Annotated in this window: 4 protein-coding genes; 1 reads left to right on the top strand and 3 read right to left on the bottom strand. The window is 65.6% G+C overall.

Translation table 11 applies throughout. The annotated features are described in order from the left end of the window. Window positions 1–1167: 1167 nt before the first annotated feature. The 3 genes from IE331_RS06700 to IE331_RS16935 form a co-directional block, all read right to left on the bottom strand. On the bottom strand, window positions 1168–6480 hold the full coding sequence (locus tag IE331_RS06700; protein WP_192141911.1) for a CHAT domain-containing protein: 5313 nt from the start codon (window positions 6478–6480) through the stop codon (window positions 1168–1170). Window positions 6481–6821: 341 nt separating this feature from the next. After that, window positions 6822–8098, bottom strand: a protein-coding gene (locus tag IE331_RS06695; RefSeq protein WP_192141909.1) for an IS3 family transposase whose coding sequence is annotated in 2 segments (ribosomal slippage) — window positions 6822–7810 and window positions 7810–8098 — 1278 coding nt in all. Because the reading frame shifts where the segments join, the coding sequence is not laid out codon by codon here. A 1453-nt stretch (window positions 8099–9551) separates the two neighbouring features. After that, a complete protein-coding gene (locus IE331_RS16935; protein WP_192141907.1) occupies window positions 9552–10583 on the bottom strand; it encodes a helix-turn-helix domain-containing protein in 1032 nt (343 codons plus the stop codon). Between the two features lie 1183 nt (window positions 10584–11766). Here IE331_RS16935 and IE331_RS06685 point away from each other — a divergent pair. Continuing rightward, on the top strand, window positions 11767–14388 hold the full coding sequence (locus IE331_RS06685) for a hypothetical protein (RefSeq protein ID WP_192141905.1): 2622 nt from the start codon (window positions 11767–11769) through the stop codon (window positions 14386–14388). Window positions 14389–15174: the final 786 nt, after the last annotated feature.

The following is a 15174-nucleotide window of genomic DNA, read 5'->3' as shown; positions in this document are numbered from 1 at the left end:
CTCGCGGGTGACAGGCTGGTCGCGGGCGACCTTGAGTTCGGCGGTGATGCCGTCATGTCGGGTGTCGAGAAACCGTGCCCGAGCGGAGTGCTCCGTTCGACTCGTCCTTCGAGGGTCGGGTCGGCGAGGAGGGCAGCATGCAGGTCGTCGTGGAACTGGTGCTCTCTCACGTACTGGCCACGGCGGTACTTCTTGTTGCAGGTCATGGCGAGCCCGGCGCGGGAGATGGCGTTGAGGAGTCGGGCGAACGGCCGGAGCTGGTTGTGCGGGTAGCCGGCGAGCCGCTCGTAGATGCCCGGGGAAATGCTCGTCGAACACCTCGTACTGGGTGCGTCCCTACGACCCCGCTCGAGACGCCACCGAACACGGAACTCGGGGTGGCCAGCGACGTCGAGGGGCTGGCTCTTCTGATTGCCGTCCTCGTCGGTGCCGCGCCAGGTGAGGCACACCAGGACCGGCGGTGCGTACTGCGGGGTTGGGACGGCGTACCGCACGTGAAGGCTGCCAGTTCCTTCGTAGGTGTCCGGGTCACCGGCGTCTTGGTGGCCCTACCAAGTGAGGGCCGCTGGAGCTCGGTCTCGTTCAGGGTGCTGATGTGTCGTCGATCGACACCAGGGCGACCGCGACCGTCGCACTGCCCGGCTCAGGTTCGGCGGGCGGCGTCCACGGCCCGAAATCGCGTTGGCTTCGGGTGTTCGGATGAACAGCAATGGTGCTGGCAGAAGGGCCGCGGCGGTGAGAACCGCGCCCATGTCGAGGGGTCTGGCCGAGTCGAGATCTGCCGCGAGGATGGCCCGGAAAGCTCCGGCGCGAGGGAGGAGGGGTCGTCGTGCCGGTAGGTGTCGAGGTCGATGCCGCCGGCGCGGCGTGCTGCTGCGGTCCAGTGCGCGACGGCCTGGTTGCCGTCAGCGTTCAGGTCGTCGCCGTCGGCGTCGAGGAGGTGTGCGACAGCGTCAAGCAGCCGCGCAGTGATGACGAGACCGTCGTGGGTCGCTGTCCCGATGGGTTTCCCGCCCCGGCGGAGTAGTCATCGGAAACGCGTTCTAGTCTTTTCGCGTTCGAAGCTGCTGCGCCGATTCGACGCCCTCGGCCGACGTCATGAACCTGGCTGTAATGTCTACACGATGGCCAATCTCATGGCGGGTCGGCATCGGCACGACGCTCACGTCAGGACGCTTGGAAGCCGGGAACCCAAGTGGCGAGGCTTCGACGAAGGCGATCGACCGAGGCAAGGCGCGGGGAGCCCGGCGGCAGCACCCGGTGAATGAGCTCCAGGTAGAGCACGACCGCCTCGCGTTCCCGAACGCTGACCGACTTTCGGAACGCCCGTTCGTATCCCGCCCGCACCTGTTCCCATCCTGGCCTTCCGGTCAGTAGGTGTAGGGCGAGTTCGGCGTCAGCGACCCGCTGCCGTTCGAACGGCTCAGAAGACCACGGGGCCTGCACCGCTGCCTCGTGCGCGGCGACTGCCCGGTTCTCCAGCGTTGCCGGCGCGGGCCGGGACGCACGACGCTGTCGACGGTGCCACTGAAGCCAGGCCAGGACCGTGGCCCCCAGTTCTAAGTAGTGTTCTCCTGCATCCCCGGGGTTCGCGTCGCAGGCGGCCTGAAAGTGGCTGCGAGTGCGCTCGATTGCCTCATCGAGACCAGCGTGTTCTTCGACGGAAAGCCAAAGCATGTGCTGCTCGAGGTTGGCCCGACTCCGCAGATGATCCGCGCCAACGCCGGCGGGGCGTGGGTCGTCCGGTAACCTCTGCGTGTCGACGGAGACGAGATCGTTCCAGAGCTCAAGGAGCTTGCAGGCGCGTCCGAAGTGGTCGACGATGCACTTCCCCGGCCCGGTCCGCACATGGTTTGCCCCCTCATGGGCGTGAGCGCTGACAAGTTGGGCGACAATATCGAGGCCGGCCGCGGATCCCCCGCCCGCAAGCGCCGACTCGTATGCCCGAATCGCATTGTCATAGTCCGCAAGGTCGCGCCACACCTCGCCCACTTCTTGGTACTCAAGCCCTTGGAGCCACTTGTTCTCCCCTGCCTCTTTCTCGAGCTTCTCGAGGTCTTCTTGGATGGCTGCGAGCTCAGCGCCGTCGGCGGCCTGGAGTGCGGCGATGCTCGTGTGCTGCAGGTGGCTGCTCCGGGACCCACGGGCCCGGTCGGCAAGCAGCGCGAGCCGACTGCGGAACTCCAATCTGGACTTGGGATCGTCGACGACCACCAGCGTCGTGTCGCGCTCGAACTGGAACGCCGGTTCGCCGTATACTTGATAGGCACCCCACGTGTTAGACGTACGACCGTGGACGCGGTGTACCAATTTTCGGGCGTTGAGGGTCGCCATGCCGAGGTTTTCTCCGCCCAACAATCCGCTGTAGAAAGCCTGTGCGAAGTCGCCAGCCGGGCGATCGTCTACAGCCCAACCGGTGGCCACGACGGCGCGGACCCCGTCGTCGATGAACGAGCGCGCTACGTTCGCTGCCAACTCGTTGGCATGGTCGACCCGGGCGCCGGAGTGGCAGGCGTTCAGGAACACCAGATCAGGAGTTGTCTGCAATTGCCGAAGCTCCAGTGCCGTCAAGCGCGTGTTCGGCCCGATCATCACGCCGTTGCGAACTAGGACCTTTCTGTGGAAGGTGCCGTGCGCAGCGATGTGAATGATGCGGTATTCGTGCGCAAACAGGGCGTTCAGCACATCCACGGTTCCCACCTTGGGGTCTCGATCGCGACGTGAGATCAGCCGTGTCACGCGGAAGCGGCGCGATTCGAGGAGATCGGCTACGACCTCTGCCTCGTGCCGAGCCCCGGGCAAGGGTTCGAAGTCGTCTCCTGCGTATGGATCGCCGATCACCAGTGCTCGTCGCCCTGAGGACGGCCGGACTGCAGCCGGGCGGGCACCGATCTCAAGACGACGAATCATCCCAACTTCGGTTGCGGTGGGGATCAGGCGATCGTCAAACGAGCGGGTCGCGAACATCTCGAACGGCAACTTTGCCGCGTGGTCGTCGAGCACGTACATGATGTGCTCGCTAGGCCGACCTTGGCCCTTCATGGGACGTGGCACCACCAGCTCGTAGAGCGTGTTGTAGGTCTGTTCATCGACGTACGGTGTGCCGACGCATCGCTCGATGAGTTCGTCGATGATCCGGCGCTGCCCGCGCCCAAGCAGTGTCTCGGCGCCAGCGGTACGACCGATCTCGTTGAAGAAGAGGTCCATCGTGTCGGTGCCGCCAGAGCCGACCTTCGGGATGTTGACCCGGATCGAGCGCCATCGATCTTCGGCATAGGCCGCCGACGGGCTGCCTGCACGCCGGCCAACGCCTTCCACAAGCACCTTCTTGACCACTAGAGCGTCTCCGCCGTCCGCGTCGTTGTCAGTGATCTTCGCGGCCGCCTCGAGCGCCTCCTTGGCCCGTTCCTCGAACAACTCGTAGATCCTCAAGGTGGTTACCTGTGTGTCCATCTCAAGGTCTCGGATCCGGCGGTTCGCGCGGCGAACGCCGGTGATGGCAGCGTTGACGGCCGAAGCCACATTGAGTCCGCCCAGACTGGTAGTGCCAATGAGCACAGTTCCCAATTCGATCTCGCGTCCCACACGTTCACCTTGTGGGTCCTCGGGGAGTGCGGCAACGAGACGCTCAACGGCTTGTGTATAGCCTGCCGTAAGGGCGCCCGGCGTGAGGTCGCCGGGGCCGCCCAGTCCGATGATCGCTGCGCCGGGGCCCTCGAGGTCCGATCGGACGAAGAGTTGGCAACTGCTGAGCCGCCCGGGGTACTGACCAACCAGCCGGTGTCGGCTCAATGCACCCTCGAGTCGTTCGTCCAGTGCCTTCTCCGCACCTCCCATGGGCGTGCCATCCTGGGTGCCCACCACGAGGCGCTCTCGTGCGGCCGTCAGGTTCCCGTGCACCACCGAAACGTCGAGCCTCCCACGCCGGACGGCCGGACGTGGGGCCCCCATGCTCCGCCACACCAGGTCGTCGGCGTCGGGCAGCAGCGCCGTGTATTCAGCCGGGGCCACGGTGGCCTTGTCGGTGGTGATGTTGCTGCCGGGTGCCCGCACATCCTGACCGCGGAGTGCGGCGCCGGGCTCAAGCAGGAGTGAAATGACCAGCTCAACGGGTTCATCCGCGCTGACGAGGTCGTCGAAAGGCGCGTCGACGTACAGCACTTCCTCCTCGCCATGCGATTTCAAGGGCAGTACGTGACCGTCGCCGCTAGGGCTGAGCCCGAAGCCGTCGGCCCGCCCGGCGGCGCCCCGTCGCACTGTGCGCGGGACGATGGTGGTGCGGGCTCGCCCATAGACCGAGACGTAGCCCAACCAGGGCGCGGAGTCATCCTCCGGCTTCGATGCAAGTTCCGTGAGGCTCGGGAAGTGCTCCTTGACCAGCTTTCCCACGTCATCGGTCGTGATCCCGGTGAGGACCGACAGGGCCGCAGAAAGGGGATCGAGTCCGTCGACCCGAGCAGCAGCGAGCACGGATCCTTCGAGCGGCGGGCTGAGGAGCACCCGTCGTCCGGTCCGCCCGATCGTGGCCGGCTCGAGCGCGTGTGCCAGCCGCAGAATCCGGCCACCCGCCCCGTGCGTGACCACGTGCAGCGTGGACTCGGGTCTGTCAAACAGTTCACGCACACGGTCGCACAGCTGGCGTGCGGTCTCGTTTAGGGGCCGACGCCCGTCGTACGGGAACACTTCCACCCTAAATCCAACCGCGTCGAGAGCCTCGAGTATCGGATCGTATGGTGAAACCAGACCGTCGGCGTTCCAGCCATCGTTGCTCAGGAAGTCCTCGAGGCCACGAGACAACTCAGCCGGCACGGGCCAGACCCGGCGCCCGCCTACGCTGACCGTGCTCCCCATCAGGTCAGGCACTATCAGGACGCAGCCGTCGGCCGCGATTGTGGCGTCTCGGCGTCGCGACCAACGGTGTCGCTTCGTTACCAGCTCAGGCTCGAACCCCTCAGCTTTGCCATCCAACCACCCCAGGGTCGCGGCGCGAGCCGCCGCGTCGGTGAAGTAGCTGGAGTGGGAGTACGCCGACCCACGGAAGGTTGCGACGCGAGGGTCGACGCGTGGAACGCCCCCGATCATGGCGCGGGTGTTGACGACCATGTCGTGGTCGGCCAGAAAGAATGCGTCTGCGCCGAGCACCTTAAGTCGCTTAAGGACGCCGCTACCCTCCACGTCGCCGGCAATCACCGCCATGCCGTCGGCAGCCTTTGTCCGGGCTCGCATGTTGAGGGTTCCGATAAACGGGGACTCCGGCATCATGGCCTCGAGGCCGGGCACCGCCAGGACGTCGCTGCGCTGGTCGAGGAACGTGAGCACGATCAGCTTGACCGCCTCAATAACCCCAGTGCCCTGTAGTCCGGGAGCCAACTTGAGCACATTGAAGAGGAACGAGGCGTACTTGTCGATGCGCCTCGACACCAACAGAGTGCCGCTACCAGGGCAGGCAACTCGCGCGAACCGCTCGATCCGCAAGTTCCGTTCGTGGACCACTCTCCCGAGTTCCTCAAACTGCTCGCGACGCGGATCCGCGTCACCCTGCGGCAGGAAACTGGGCCGGGGACGCTTGTCGAACAGGTCAAGATCGAGGTCCGCGCCATCGTGGGCCTGGACAAAGCTGAGGCAGTCCCCGATCAACCCACCCCGAGAGTGACTGATCATGTGCAGTCGGGCACCCTCGGGAAGCAGTGTCGCCAGGTCGATAGCGTTCTGCAGGGGACTCTGGCACAAAGTCGCATGCTCGAGCGCGACGATCCGATCGTCATACTTGTCGGCAAACGTCTCCCATGCCTCCGCACCGCGCAGTCCCCCAAAGGCTGCCTCGGTGTGGGAGAACGTGCCGTGGAGCAGCACCAGAATCGGTTCATCGACGGACAACGCGCGTGCCCGCTCCTCTTCTAGCCGATCCCCGGGATCGAGCCGCAATTGCTTGTCTACGGCATAGAGTCCGCGGACCTTGGGCCTCTTCCTGCGCAGTTCTTCGGCGGCGTTGTCCAGCACCGGTTTGTCCAGCCACGCCGCAATCCGTTGCATCGCAGCCCGAGCCGGTTCCCTCAGGAGCAGCCGGCCAGCCTTGTCGAGCGCCCAGGTGTCGGGCTGGCGCAGCAACGTCAAGTCGTCCTTGACCTCGGACTTCAGCGGGCTGAAGTCGATCACCCGTACGTCGACCACAGGGCTTCCGCCGCGCCGGGCCCCGCCGAACGCCTCGTCGAGGTACTGCGTCCGCTCACCGCGTGCGCGGCCCCGTGCCTGCCGCAGGCTGGTGAACGTGACGACGCCATCCGCGGTCTCGATCTCGACAATGTCATCGTCGTCGCCGTCCAGCGGCACCCGGTCCTGGGTGCCGCGGGCGCCACCAGCGCGCGTAATCACCCGCACCCGCGGCACGTACCGAACCTGACCGCCGTAGATCTGCGCGAAGTCGTCTTCGGGGGCAGCATCCAGTCTCTGCTGCCCCCTGATGAGCAAGTCGCCGGCCATCGGCAGACCCCCGGATCCGCGTCACCCGTTGACGCGTCGCACTACTACTATGCAGTGCGCAAGCGCCGACGTCCATCAGGTTGCGTGGCGCTAAGTCACTCGGGTCCACGACCTCAGCCGGGGCGCGCTTACCGAAGTCTCCCGCCACTGCGCCAGACTTGCCGAGCTCATGGCGCCGGGCGGCCATTCGACGACCCAAGCCGCCATCCGAGTACCAGCAAGCGGCGAAGGACCGATAGTCCAAACTGGCGCGAAAGGGCGCCCGAGGCGCGGGGTGGCCGCCGATTGAATCGGCTTGCAACGAGTGAGTCGCTCGGGTCTTAGACTGAACCGCCCCGGGTTCAGTGGAGGCTGGGTTCTGACATTTCGAGGGTCTCAGCTGTTGCGGCTGTGAGGTAGTGGTTGGTCTCGGCCTCGGCTGGTGGGACGTTGCCGAGTGCCTCGAAGAGGCGTCGGTTGTTGAACCAGTCGACCCATTCCAGGGTGGCGATCTCGACGTCGTCGAGGGTGCGCCAGGGTCCGCGGCGACGGATCACCTCGGTCTTGAACAGGCCGATGATCGACTCGGCCGTCGCATTGTCGTAGGAGTCACCGACCGACCCGATCGAGGGCTTCGCGCCGGCCTCGGCGAGCCGCTCGGTGTAGCGGATCGAGGTGTACTGCGACCCGGCGTCGGAGTGGTGCACCAGTCCTTGGATGTCATGGCCTTGCCGCTGTCGCTGCCAGATCCCCATCTCAAGGGCGTCCAGGACCAGATCGGTGGTCATCGACCGCGACACCCGCCAACCGGTGATCACCCGGGCGAACACGTCGACGCAGAACGCCACGTAGACGAACCCCGACCAGGTGGCCACGTAGGTGAAGTCAACGACCCACAACTGGTTGGGACGAGCGGCCACGAACTGCCGCTCGACCAGGTCCTCGGGTCGCGGCGCGGCCGGGTCCGGGCGTGTGGTGCGCTTGGCCGCGCCCCGCACGGCACCGGTCAGGCCCTCGGCAGCCATCAGCCTCTCGACGGTGCAGCGGGCCACCGCGATGCCCTCGCGGTTGAGCTGACGCCACACCTTGCGAGCCCCATAGACCCCGTAGTTGGCCCCATGGACCCGGCGGATCTCGACGATCAGTTCCGCATCCCGAACCGCCCGGGCAGATGTCGGTCGCTTCGCATGGGCCCAGTAGGTCGCCGGGGCGATCTTGCAGCCGTGCTCGGTCAGCACCCTGCAGATCGGCTCGACCCCGAACTCCCTGCCATCGACGGTGTCGTGGCGGTGCTCATCGATGAACCTCACGAGCGTGGCGATGGGCGGTCGAGCTCCGCCGCGAAGAAAGCCGAGGCGGTCTTCAAGATCGCATTCGCCCGCCGCAGCTCACGGTTCTCAGCCTCCAGCTCCTTCAGGCGCCGCTGCTGGTCGCTCGAGAGGCCCGGCTTGGTCCCGGCATCGATCTGGGCCTGCTTCACCCAGCCCCGCAACGTGTCACGGTTGATGCCCAGCTGCTCAGACACCCGGCTACACGCACCGGTGACTGACAGCCCGAGATCGGGATCCGCAAGCAGATCCTCGACCAGTCGAATAGCCCGGTCCCGCATCTCGACCGGGTACTTCTTCGGTGCTGGCATGACTCCACCCTTCCGTGGGATCAACGCCTCCACCAGACCCGGGGCGGTTCAATGCAGACACCAGGACCCCAGCGCGGCGAGCACCATCTGGTAGCTGGCCGAGGCGGCGGGGTGGACGCCGAGTGGTGTCACAAAGCGCCTTGTGTAGGCGAAGGACACACCCAGGCTGGCGCAGCCGAGGAGCCTCAACAGCAGGCCGCCGGGGTCCACCGAGCTGGCGCTCCAGGGTTAGGCGAGCAGCACGATGCCGGTCGTGGCGATCGCGAGCCCGGCGGCCTTGCCGCGGCTAATGTTCTCACCGGCGACCAGCGCTGCGGCGCCGATCGTTGCGAACAGCGGGATGTTGCCGCTGAGTGCGCCCGCGACGCCGCTGTCGAGGCGCTGGCGTGCCGGAGGCGAAGGAGTAGAAGTGCAGGCCTGCGGCGAGCACCGACACGACCGCGAAGTGCTGGGTGTGGCGCCAGTGCCACCGTCGCAGGTGGCCCCGGGCGATGGCAATGGCCGCGATGGGGATCGCTCCGAGCACCAGGCGCAGCAGGCAGGTCTGCCCTGGCGTAATGACCTCGAGGGCCACCTCCGTGAACACGAAGCTCAGGACCCCCGAGGGCGAGGTAGACGGCGAGCGCCACTCGGCGGGTGGTAATGGCAGCGCGATGACCTGGCCGGTCCCCGGCGCCTTCGATCGACTTCACGTAAGCGCGCGCGACGTCGGCGAGGTCGGTGGAGCCGAACGCGGGGAACGTGCCGCCGTACTCGTGGAGACTCTCGATGACACCGACGGGCCGATCACGTTGATACGGCGAGGAGCGATCTCGATCGCGGCGGTGCGCACGAACGCCTCCACCGCTCCGTTTGCCATCGTGGCTGCGGCGCCGGTGCGCACGGGGTTACGGGTTACGGGCAAGGATCCCGGAGATCAAGGTGAACGAGCCCTGCTCGGCGACGCGATCGAGACCAGACCTCACCAGGCTGATCTGGCTCAACACCTTGCCTGCGAAGGCGGACTGGTAGTCCTCTGCGGTGAGGTCCCGCGTCGGCAACTAGGGGCACCGACCCCGCGGCGCTGGCCACGGCGTCGACCTCGCCGACAGCGGCCCACATCGCGTCCAGCTGGCCGGGTTCGCAGGTGTCGTGACACAACTCGCCCGTGCTGTGGCCCACGACAAGGATCTCGTGCCCACGAGTGGCGAGCTCGACACGGACAGCCGATCCAGCCTTGCCCGCACCACCGATCAACAAGATGTGTCGCCAATCGTTCTGTTAGAACCCGTAGCACCAGTCCAGCTCGACGGCCTGGGCCTGGGTGGTGTTCTCGAAGTCGTGTCGTGAGAGCATCCCCCATTCCAGCGAGGAGAGATGCTCGCCACTGAGTAGACGGTGAGGCCGCGTTCGCGGCGAAATACCTGGCAGCCCGGATGTTGGACGAGGGGCTGCCGGCCACCGTCCTTTCGCTCTATCCGCCCTTGGGCGCCTCCGCAAATGCCGCGGAGACGTGGAAGAACACCTTACAGACGAGTTCACGTCTGCTGTGTACCCCTGCCTTCTCAAAAACGGCCTTCAAGTGATCTTGGACGGTGTAAGTCGAAATGTGCAGACGGCCTGCGATCTCCGCCGTGGTCTCCCCGGCCAAGACCAGCCTGGTCACTTCGCGCTCGCGATGTGAAAGCCCGAGCGCTGAGGCAACGAGCGGACCGATCGGGGACGCCCCCATTTCGACCATCGTGACCACGACGTCCCCGCCCCGGCCGTCACGGCGGGATATGGGGACAGCGTCGACGCTGACCCACCGTCCATCGCCGAGACGGAGACAGCAGTGAGGTGCCTCGTCGCAGAGTCCTCGGCCGTATCTGCGCGCCGCGGCGACCAACCCTCCCGCAAGGGCCGGCGGACCCAGCGACGGAACGATCCCCGGAGAGTCCTGTTGAGCCCTTGGGGTGAGCAGCGTCATCGAGTCGTTGCGATCAACGATCCACACAAGGGGTGCCACCGTTCGTTGATGCGGCGGACTAGCCATTTGAGCGATGAGGCCGCAGCGCAAGCCTGCCCCCACGATGGACGACAACCTCGTCGCCAAAACGACGTCGGCTTCCTGGAAGGCTCGTTCGCCAGCAGAGCGGAACAGCGCGACGCCGCCCCATGTGCTTCCCGCGTCTCGTGCTACCCATCGGAGTTCGTCTCCATAGCCGAAGCGTGGCTCGATGAGATCTCGCGTCCGACGCGACCTACGGCGGTCGCCGTGCGTGATTCGATCCACCGACGCGGCGGGCACTCGAGCGCGACTCAGAGTGATGAAACTGGTTTCCTCTGGCGTTCCGTACTCGATGAGTCCCCAATCACGATCGTGCTCGTCACGGCCGGCCAAGTCGCCGTACTTGTGTGCCGATGTGACCAGCCGCGTGGCCGGATCGAGCATCCCGACGCACGCCGCAGCATGCGGCAAGACGGACTGAAGCAGGTCCTCCACGTCAGCCAAGAACTCTGCCACCTGTAGCCCCTGACGTGCCCTACTGTCGAGCCTATTCAAGACTCGATCGACAGTAGCGTGCGAAGCCATCCCGCAGTCTTTCACAGCCATCGCATAGGACGGAAAGATCCCAGAATACTGGGACTGCCTCCAGCAGTTGCCCGGCATAGGCTTCGGACGAGTGTCAAACCGCCGAGGAAACTCAGCGGATCCGGGAGGCAGTCGTGGCGGGACTTCTGCCTCCGGAGGTTCGAGGGCCGGTCTCGGGGTGCTCCGCAGGAGTTGTGGTCTCGGTACAGGTCCAAGCGCGATGGTTCGGATCCTAGCTTGCGACACTCGAGTTGCGCACAGCAAGAGTTGAGGAGGTGGCGAATGCCGACCGAGATCGATCCCTACATTGCACTACGCGCCGCCTTGCGCTCCGGAGGTGCCGCGCGGCTTACTCGGAGCCGGGCAGAGCCCGGAGTCGGGGTCGATCCCTGGCGCGCGCTTCGGCCCCCGCTCGCGGTAGCAAGCGGCACCCCGACGACTCAACGGCTGAAACTGACACTGCTGGATGGCACCGTGGGGGAACTGGTTGTACAAGAGCACAGATTCGCAGATGGTCTGGTGAGCGTCCGTTCGGACTGGATAGACGCTCAGGGGAACGTGACACAGCCTCAGGCTGCCCTGCTGCCGCTGTACGGGAGTCGAGACCTGTCTGCCAATCAGCTCATCCTGTGCGAGGGAGTGCCGGCCGTCGAGCGCCTGCGCAGCCTTAACTTCATGGGGGTCGGGACGCTGACCGGCCCGTCCGTTCCACCAACTCTTGAGGCGATGCCGAGTAGCAATGGACTGCGGGTCATTGTCTGGCCGCTGGCGGACGCCGCGTCCCGTCGGCATCTTCGCGAAGTCAGTGCCGTACTTTGGGCACGCGGGGCCGACGTCTCATTTGTCGGCGTAGGTCAGCCTGGGCCGGACGCGCTGACGGCGTCCGACAGTGACGTTGCCGCTGCGGCCATCGAATCGGCTGTGTCCTGGCGTCCCGGGACCCGAGACGTGCTTCGAGGCACTGCGCCCGCCGACGTCGGAATTCAGGGAGGTGTCATCGTTGGCTGACCCAGTGGTTTCCGAGCCAATGGCACGCGCGTTGGAAGCTCGACTGGCCGGCCTCCTTGACCCGCCCACGAGTTCACCGGGCCTAGAACGAGTCGCGCCGACGGCCGTGTACACGTTCTCCCGCTACGTCGTGATGCCGCAGCGGCCGGCGACCGATGCGGCCGTCATTGATGAAATCCTCCCAGACGAAGATTGGCTCGACGTCGAGAAGGAACTGGGCGACCGAGGATCGACACCTGGCGTCCCCATTGGGTCACTTCCCTCGACACCACCTCGAAGCGAGGAGGACTTTGCCGAAGGCATACGTGAAGGTTTCGCCGAGGCCTACCACGGGCTGCTGCCGGAGCTGATCATTTGGGGTGACGATCCAAGCCCCCGAGCACGGGAGACTCTTCCATCTAGTGAGTTCACTCGACGCGTCTGGGATGCCATAGGGGCCAGTTCCCTCGGCAACTGGCTGCGGGAAACGAGGATGGCCGTCGTCCCAAATACGGGGAACTTCGATGTGGGCGCCTTCCGCGTCCTTGTTCCCGAGATGCGATCGCGCCTCGCCGCTGCCGTGGAGACCGACACCGCGAGCCGGGCACGGGCGGATCTGCGCCCATTCATGTCTGCATGGAGATGGGAACGCGAATCAGACACATTCATCGCCCGGATCAACCAGGCGTGGGCAGGCTTGCTCTGGCCGCCGGCCGACCCAAGCAGCGAGACGTACGCATTTGCGCCCACACCACCGCACACAGTGAACCTCGGTATCCAGCTCATCTATGAGCAAAGTTGGGTACCACTAGGTCACCAACCTGGCGAAACCGTTCGAACGGTGACGCTGGGACCGAGGCAGTCCGAGCGGGTCGTGATTCGTCGCGAGAGCCGTTCCACTCGCTCGACCACTTCTGAGGTCAGTACCGAGGTTCAGACCACAACCGAATCCTCCAGCTCGGCGCGGGACTCCACCGAGGTCGTCGAGGAGTCGTCGTCGCAACTGGGATGGCATGCCGAGGCAACGGCCAGCGCATCGTTCGGCTTCGGCAGCGCTTCCGTCACGGCCGGGGCGGCCGGCGAAGATGCCCAATCCAGCAAGGAATCCAAGGCGCATCTAAACGAGACCATGCAGCAATCGAGCTCAAGGCTTCGCCGGACCGTCACGGTTTCGAAGGCTGTCAAGGAGGAGCAAAGCACGGAGAAGGCAACGATTTCTGAGATAAGCAACCCCAACGACGGAATGGCCGTCACCTACCTCTACTCGCGCCTCCAGAAGCGCTACGAAATCTCCACCCGCCTTTCCCAGGTGCGGCTCTGCGCATTCATCGCCGAGGCCTTGCCGCTCCCACACGAGATCGATGCGGACTGGATTCGTCGGTTCGACTGGATCCTGGCTCGAGTGCTACTTGACGACGCGTACGCCCAGGATCTCGACCGGGTCAGGGCCGACGCGCCCGACGTCGGAACTCGAGACGAGAACGTCACCAACCTCATGGGCAGCATTGTTGCCGGAGGGATGACCCTGCCTGACTTGCCGGCCGCGGGCGCGCCGCCCGACGTATTCGCCATCCCGCAGGAGGTATATGAACGCGAAGTCCAGCGGGAGCGAGCGGCCGCCGACGCCGCCCGAAGTGTCGAACGGGCCGTGCATCGACTCCGTCGCCACATCATCGACAACGTCCTTCACTACTGGCGTGCGATTGCCGTGGCAGAGGATCCGGACGCGCGGTATCTCAGGTTTCAACAGATCAGAGTTCCCGTCGACTGGACCTGCAGCATTACTGCATCGGGTCGCGTGGAGGTGTGCGAGCCCGGCACCCGCACGGCCCCGATCGCGGAAGTCATTGCACCCAACGGGCCGATCGGATTCGCTGGAAACTCGGCAGTCTATCCACTGAGCGGAGACGGCCGATTCAATGAGCTGGAAGCCGCCGCCGGCCAGTTGCGAATGCCATATCTAGTGCATCACGCATCCGCGAGCAGGATTGGGGCGGGAGACGCGCCGATCACATCAGTCACGATCGGTATCGGCGTTGTCGGCCCCCGACGTGACCGGATCACATGGATCGTTGATGATGCGGCCTTCGCGATAGATGTCTGGGTACCGGAAGCCGAGCTCTTCGACCGTCGCGGATCAGCACCGCTCGACGACCTGAATACCGTCCTGGTCAACGGAATGCGCGTGACGTTCGACCCCGCCTTTGAGCCGGCAACTGGGGACACGTTCGAAATCGTGGTCGAGGTACTACCTAGCTTGGAGGACCCTGAGATCCGACAGATCAGGGAGAGCCTTCCAAGGGCCAACCCCGACGAGGCTGCATTCTATAGCCCGGACACACTGGCTCGGCACGCGGCCCTCTTTCCCGAGCTCCGCGGCGCTCTGACTGACGGTGCGACGTGGGCATCGCTCGTCGAGGTCGACAGGGAGCGAGTGCGTGCTCGGCGCGCCGAATTCGTTCTCCACGAACGTCACACCCGAAGGATCACCCTGGATTCTGACGACCTCATGTTGAGCCTCCTAGTCGACCACTCGCAGTCGCTGGAGCCCTTCAAGGCTGCGCACCGATTCGTTGATGTGCTGTCAGCCTCAGCTGACACCGAGAGCAAGCGAATCGAGAATGCTCGCCGTCAGGCGCGACTCGACGCCAACCAGCTTGGCGACCCTGACATTGATCGCGTCACAGTTGTCCAGCCCGGTGTCATCGGCGGGCTCGTCAACCACGATGACGATGCTGACCCGCCGTGAGCAAACGGCTGCAGTCGACCTACAGGCACGATGAACCAGGCCCCGCATGAATGACTCAAACAGGCGCCACCTCGTCCAGGCACCAACCCCGATCCGTCCTCCGCGAGAGACTGCCGAGCAAGTCGAGTTCGCACGCAGACTGGCCTCAGACGCGCGAGCGCGGTGGGGCGGACGACCGGACTCCGTTGACCGTTCTACGACCGCGCGCGCCACCGAGGCCAGGGGTCTGTCCCCCGTAGTCGTGGTCGCATCACCGCCTCGGCCGGCCGAGGCCAGCTCGGCGAGAACCGGCGGCCCGGCCACGCCCATTCGACAATCGTCCGACTCCTCGGCCCGTCGTGCCGCGACGCCGCTCGATGTCACCCACGGTGCTCCGATCCCGTTGGACGCACTATCCCCCGAGTCCAGATCCTCGCCAGCCCCGCCGGAGCCTACCGAGCATCCGACCCCGCGATCGTCGAACCATCCGTCCCATCCTGCAGCGCCACCCACCGCCCCCGCCCCCTCACACACCGTCGAGCGACGACCCAACGACCGCGAGCGAGGACTCGTGCAAGGCGCGACGGCACCTGCTCTAGCCTGGCTGACGCCGGCCAGGCCAGAGCCACGGTTCGGCTCACCCTTCATGCAGCTCGCACCCGAGGTCAGCGTCTCGCGTCTACAACGAGCGGCGGAGCGGGCGGAACGGGGCTCTGGACAACGGCCTCTGCCAGGGCCGTTCGGCGCGATGATGTTGCCCGGCACCGCACTCAGCACTCCCCCGACCAGTCGACACTCCCAGCCGGA

The organism is Nocardioides donggukensis, assembly GCF_014842875.1.
Classification (GTDB): Bacteria; Actinomycetota; Actinomycetes; order Propionibacteriales; family Nocardioidaceae; genus Nocardioides; species Nocardioides donggukensis.
Note: the sequence above shows the minus strand (reverse complement) of the source record. Positions and strands in the feature narration are given on the sequence as shown.

Excerpts from the sequence above, each read along its gene's own strand:
- IE331_RS06700 (WP_192141911.1), bottom strand. The coding sequence starts at position 6,480 with ATGGCCGGCGACTTGCTCATCAGGGGGCAGCAGAGACTGGATGCTGCC.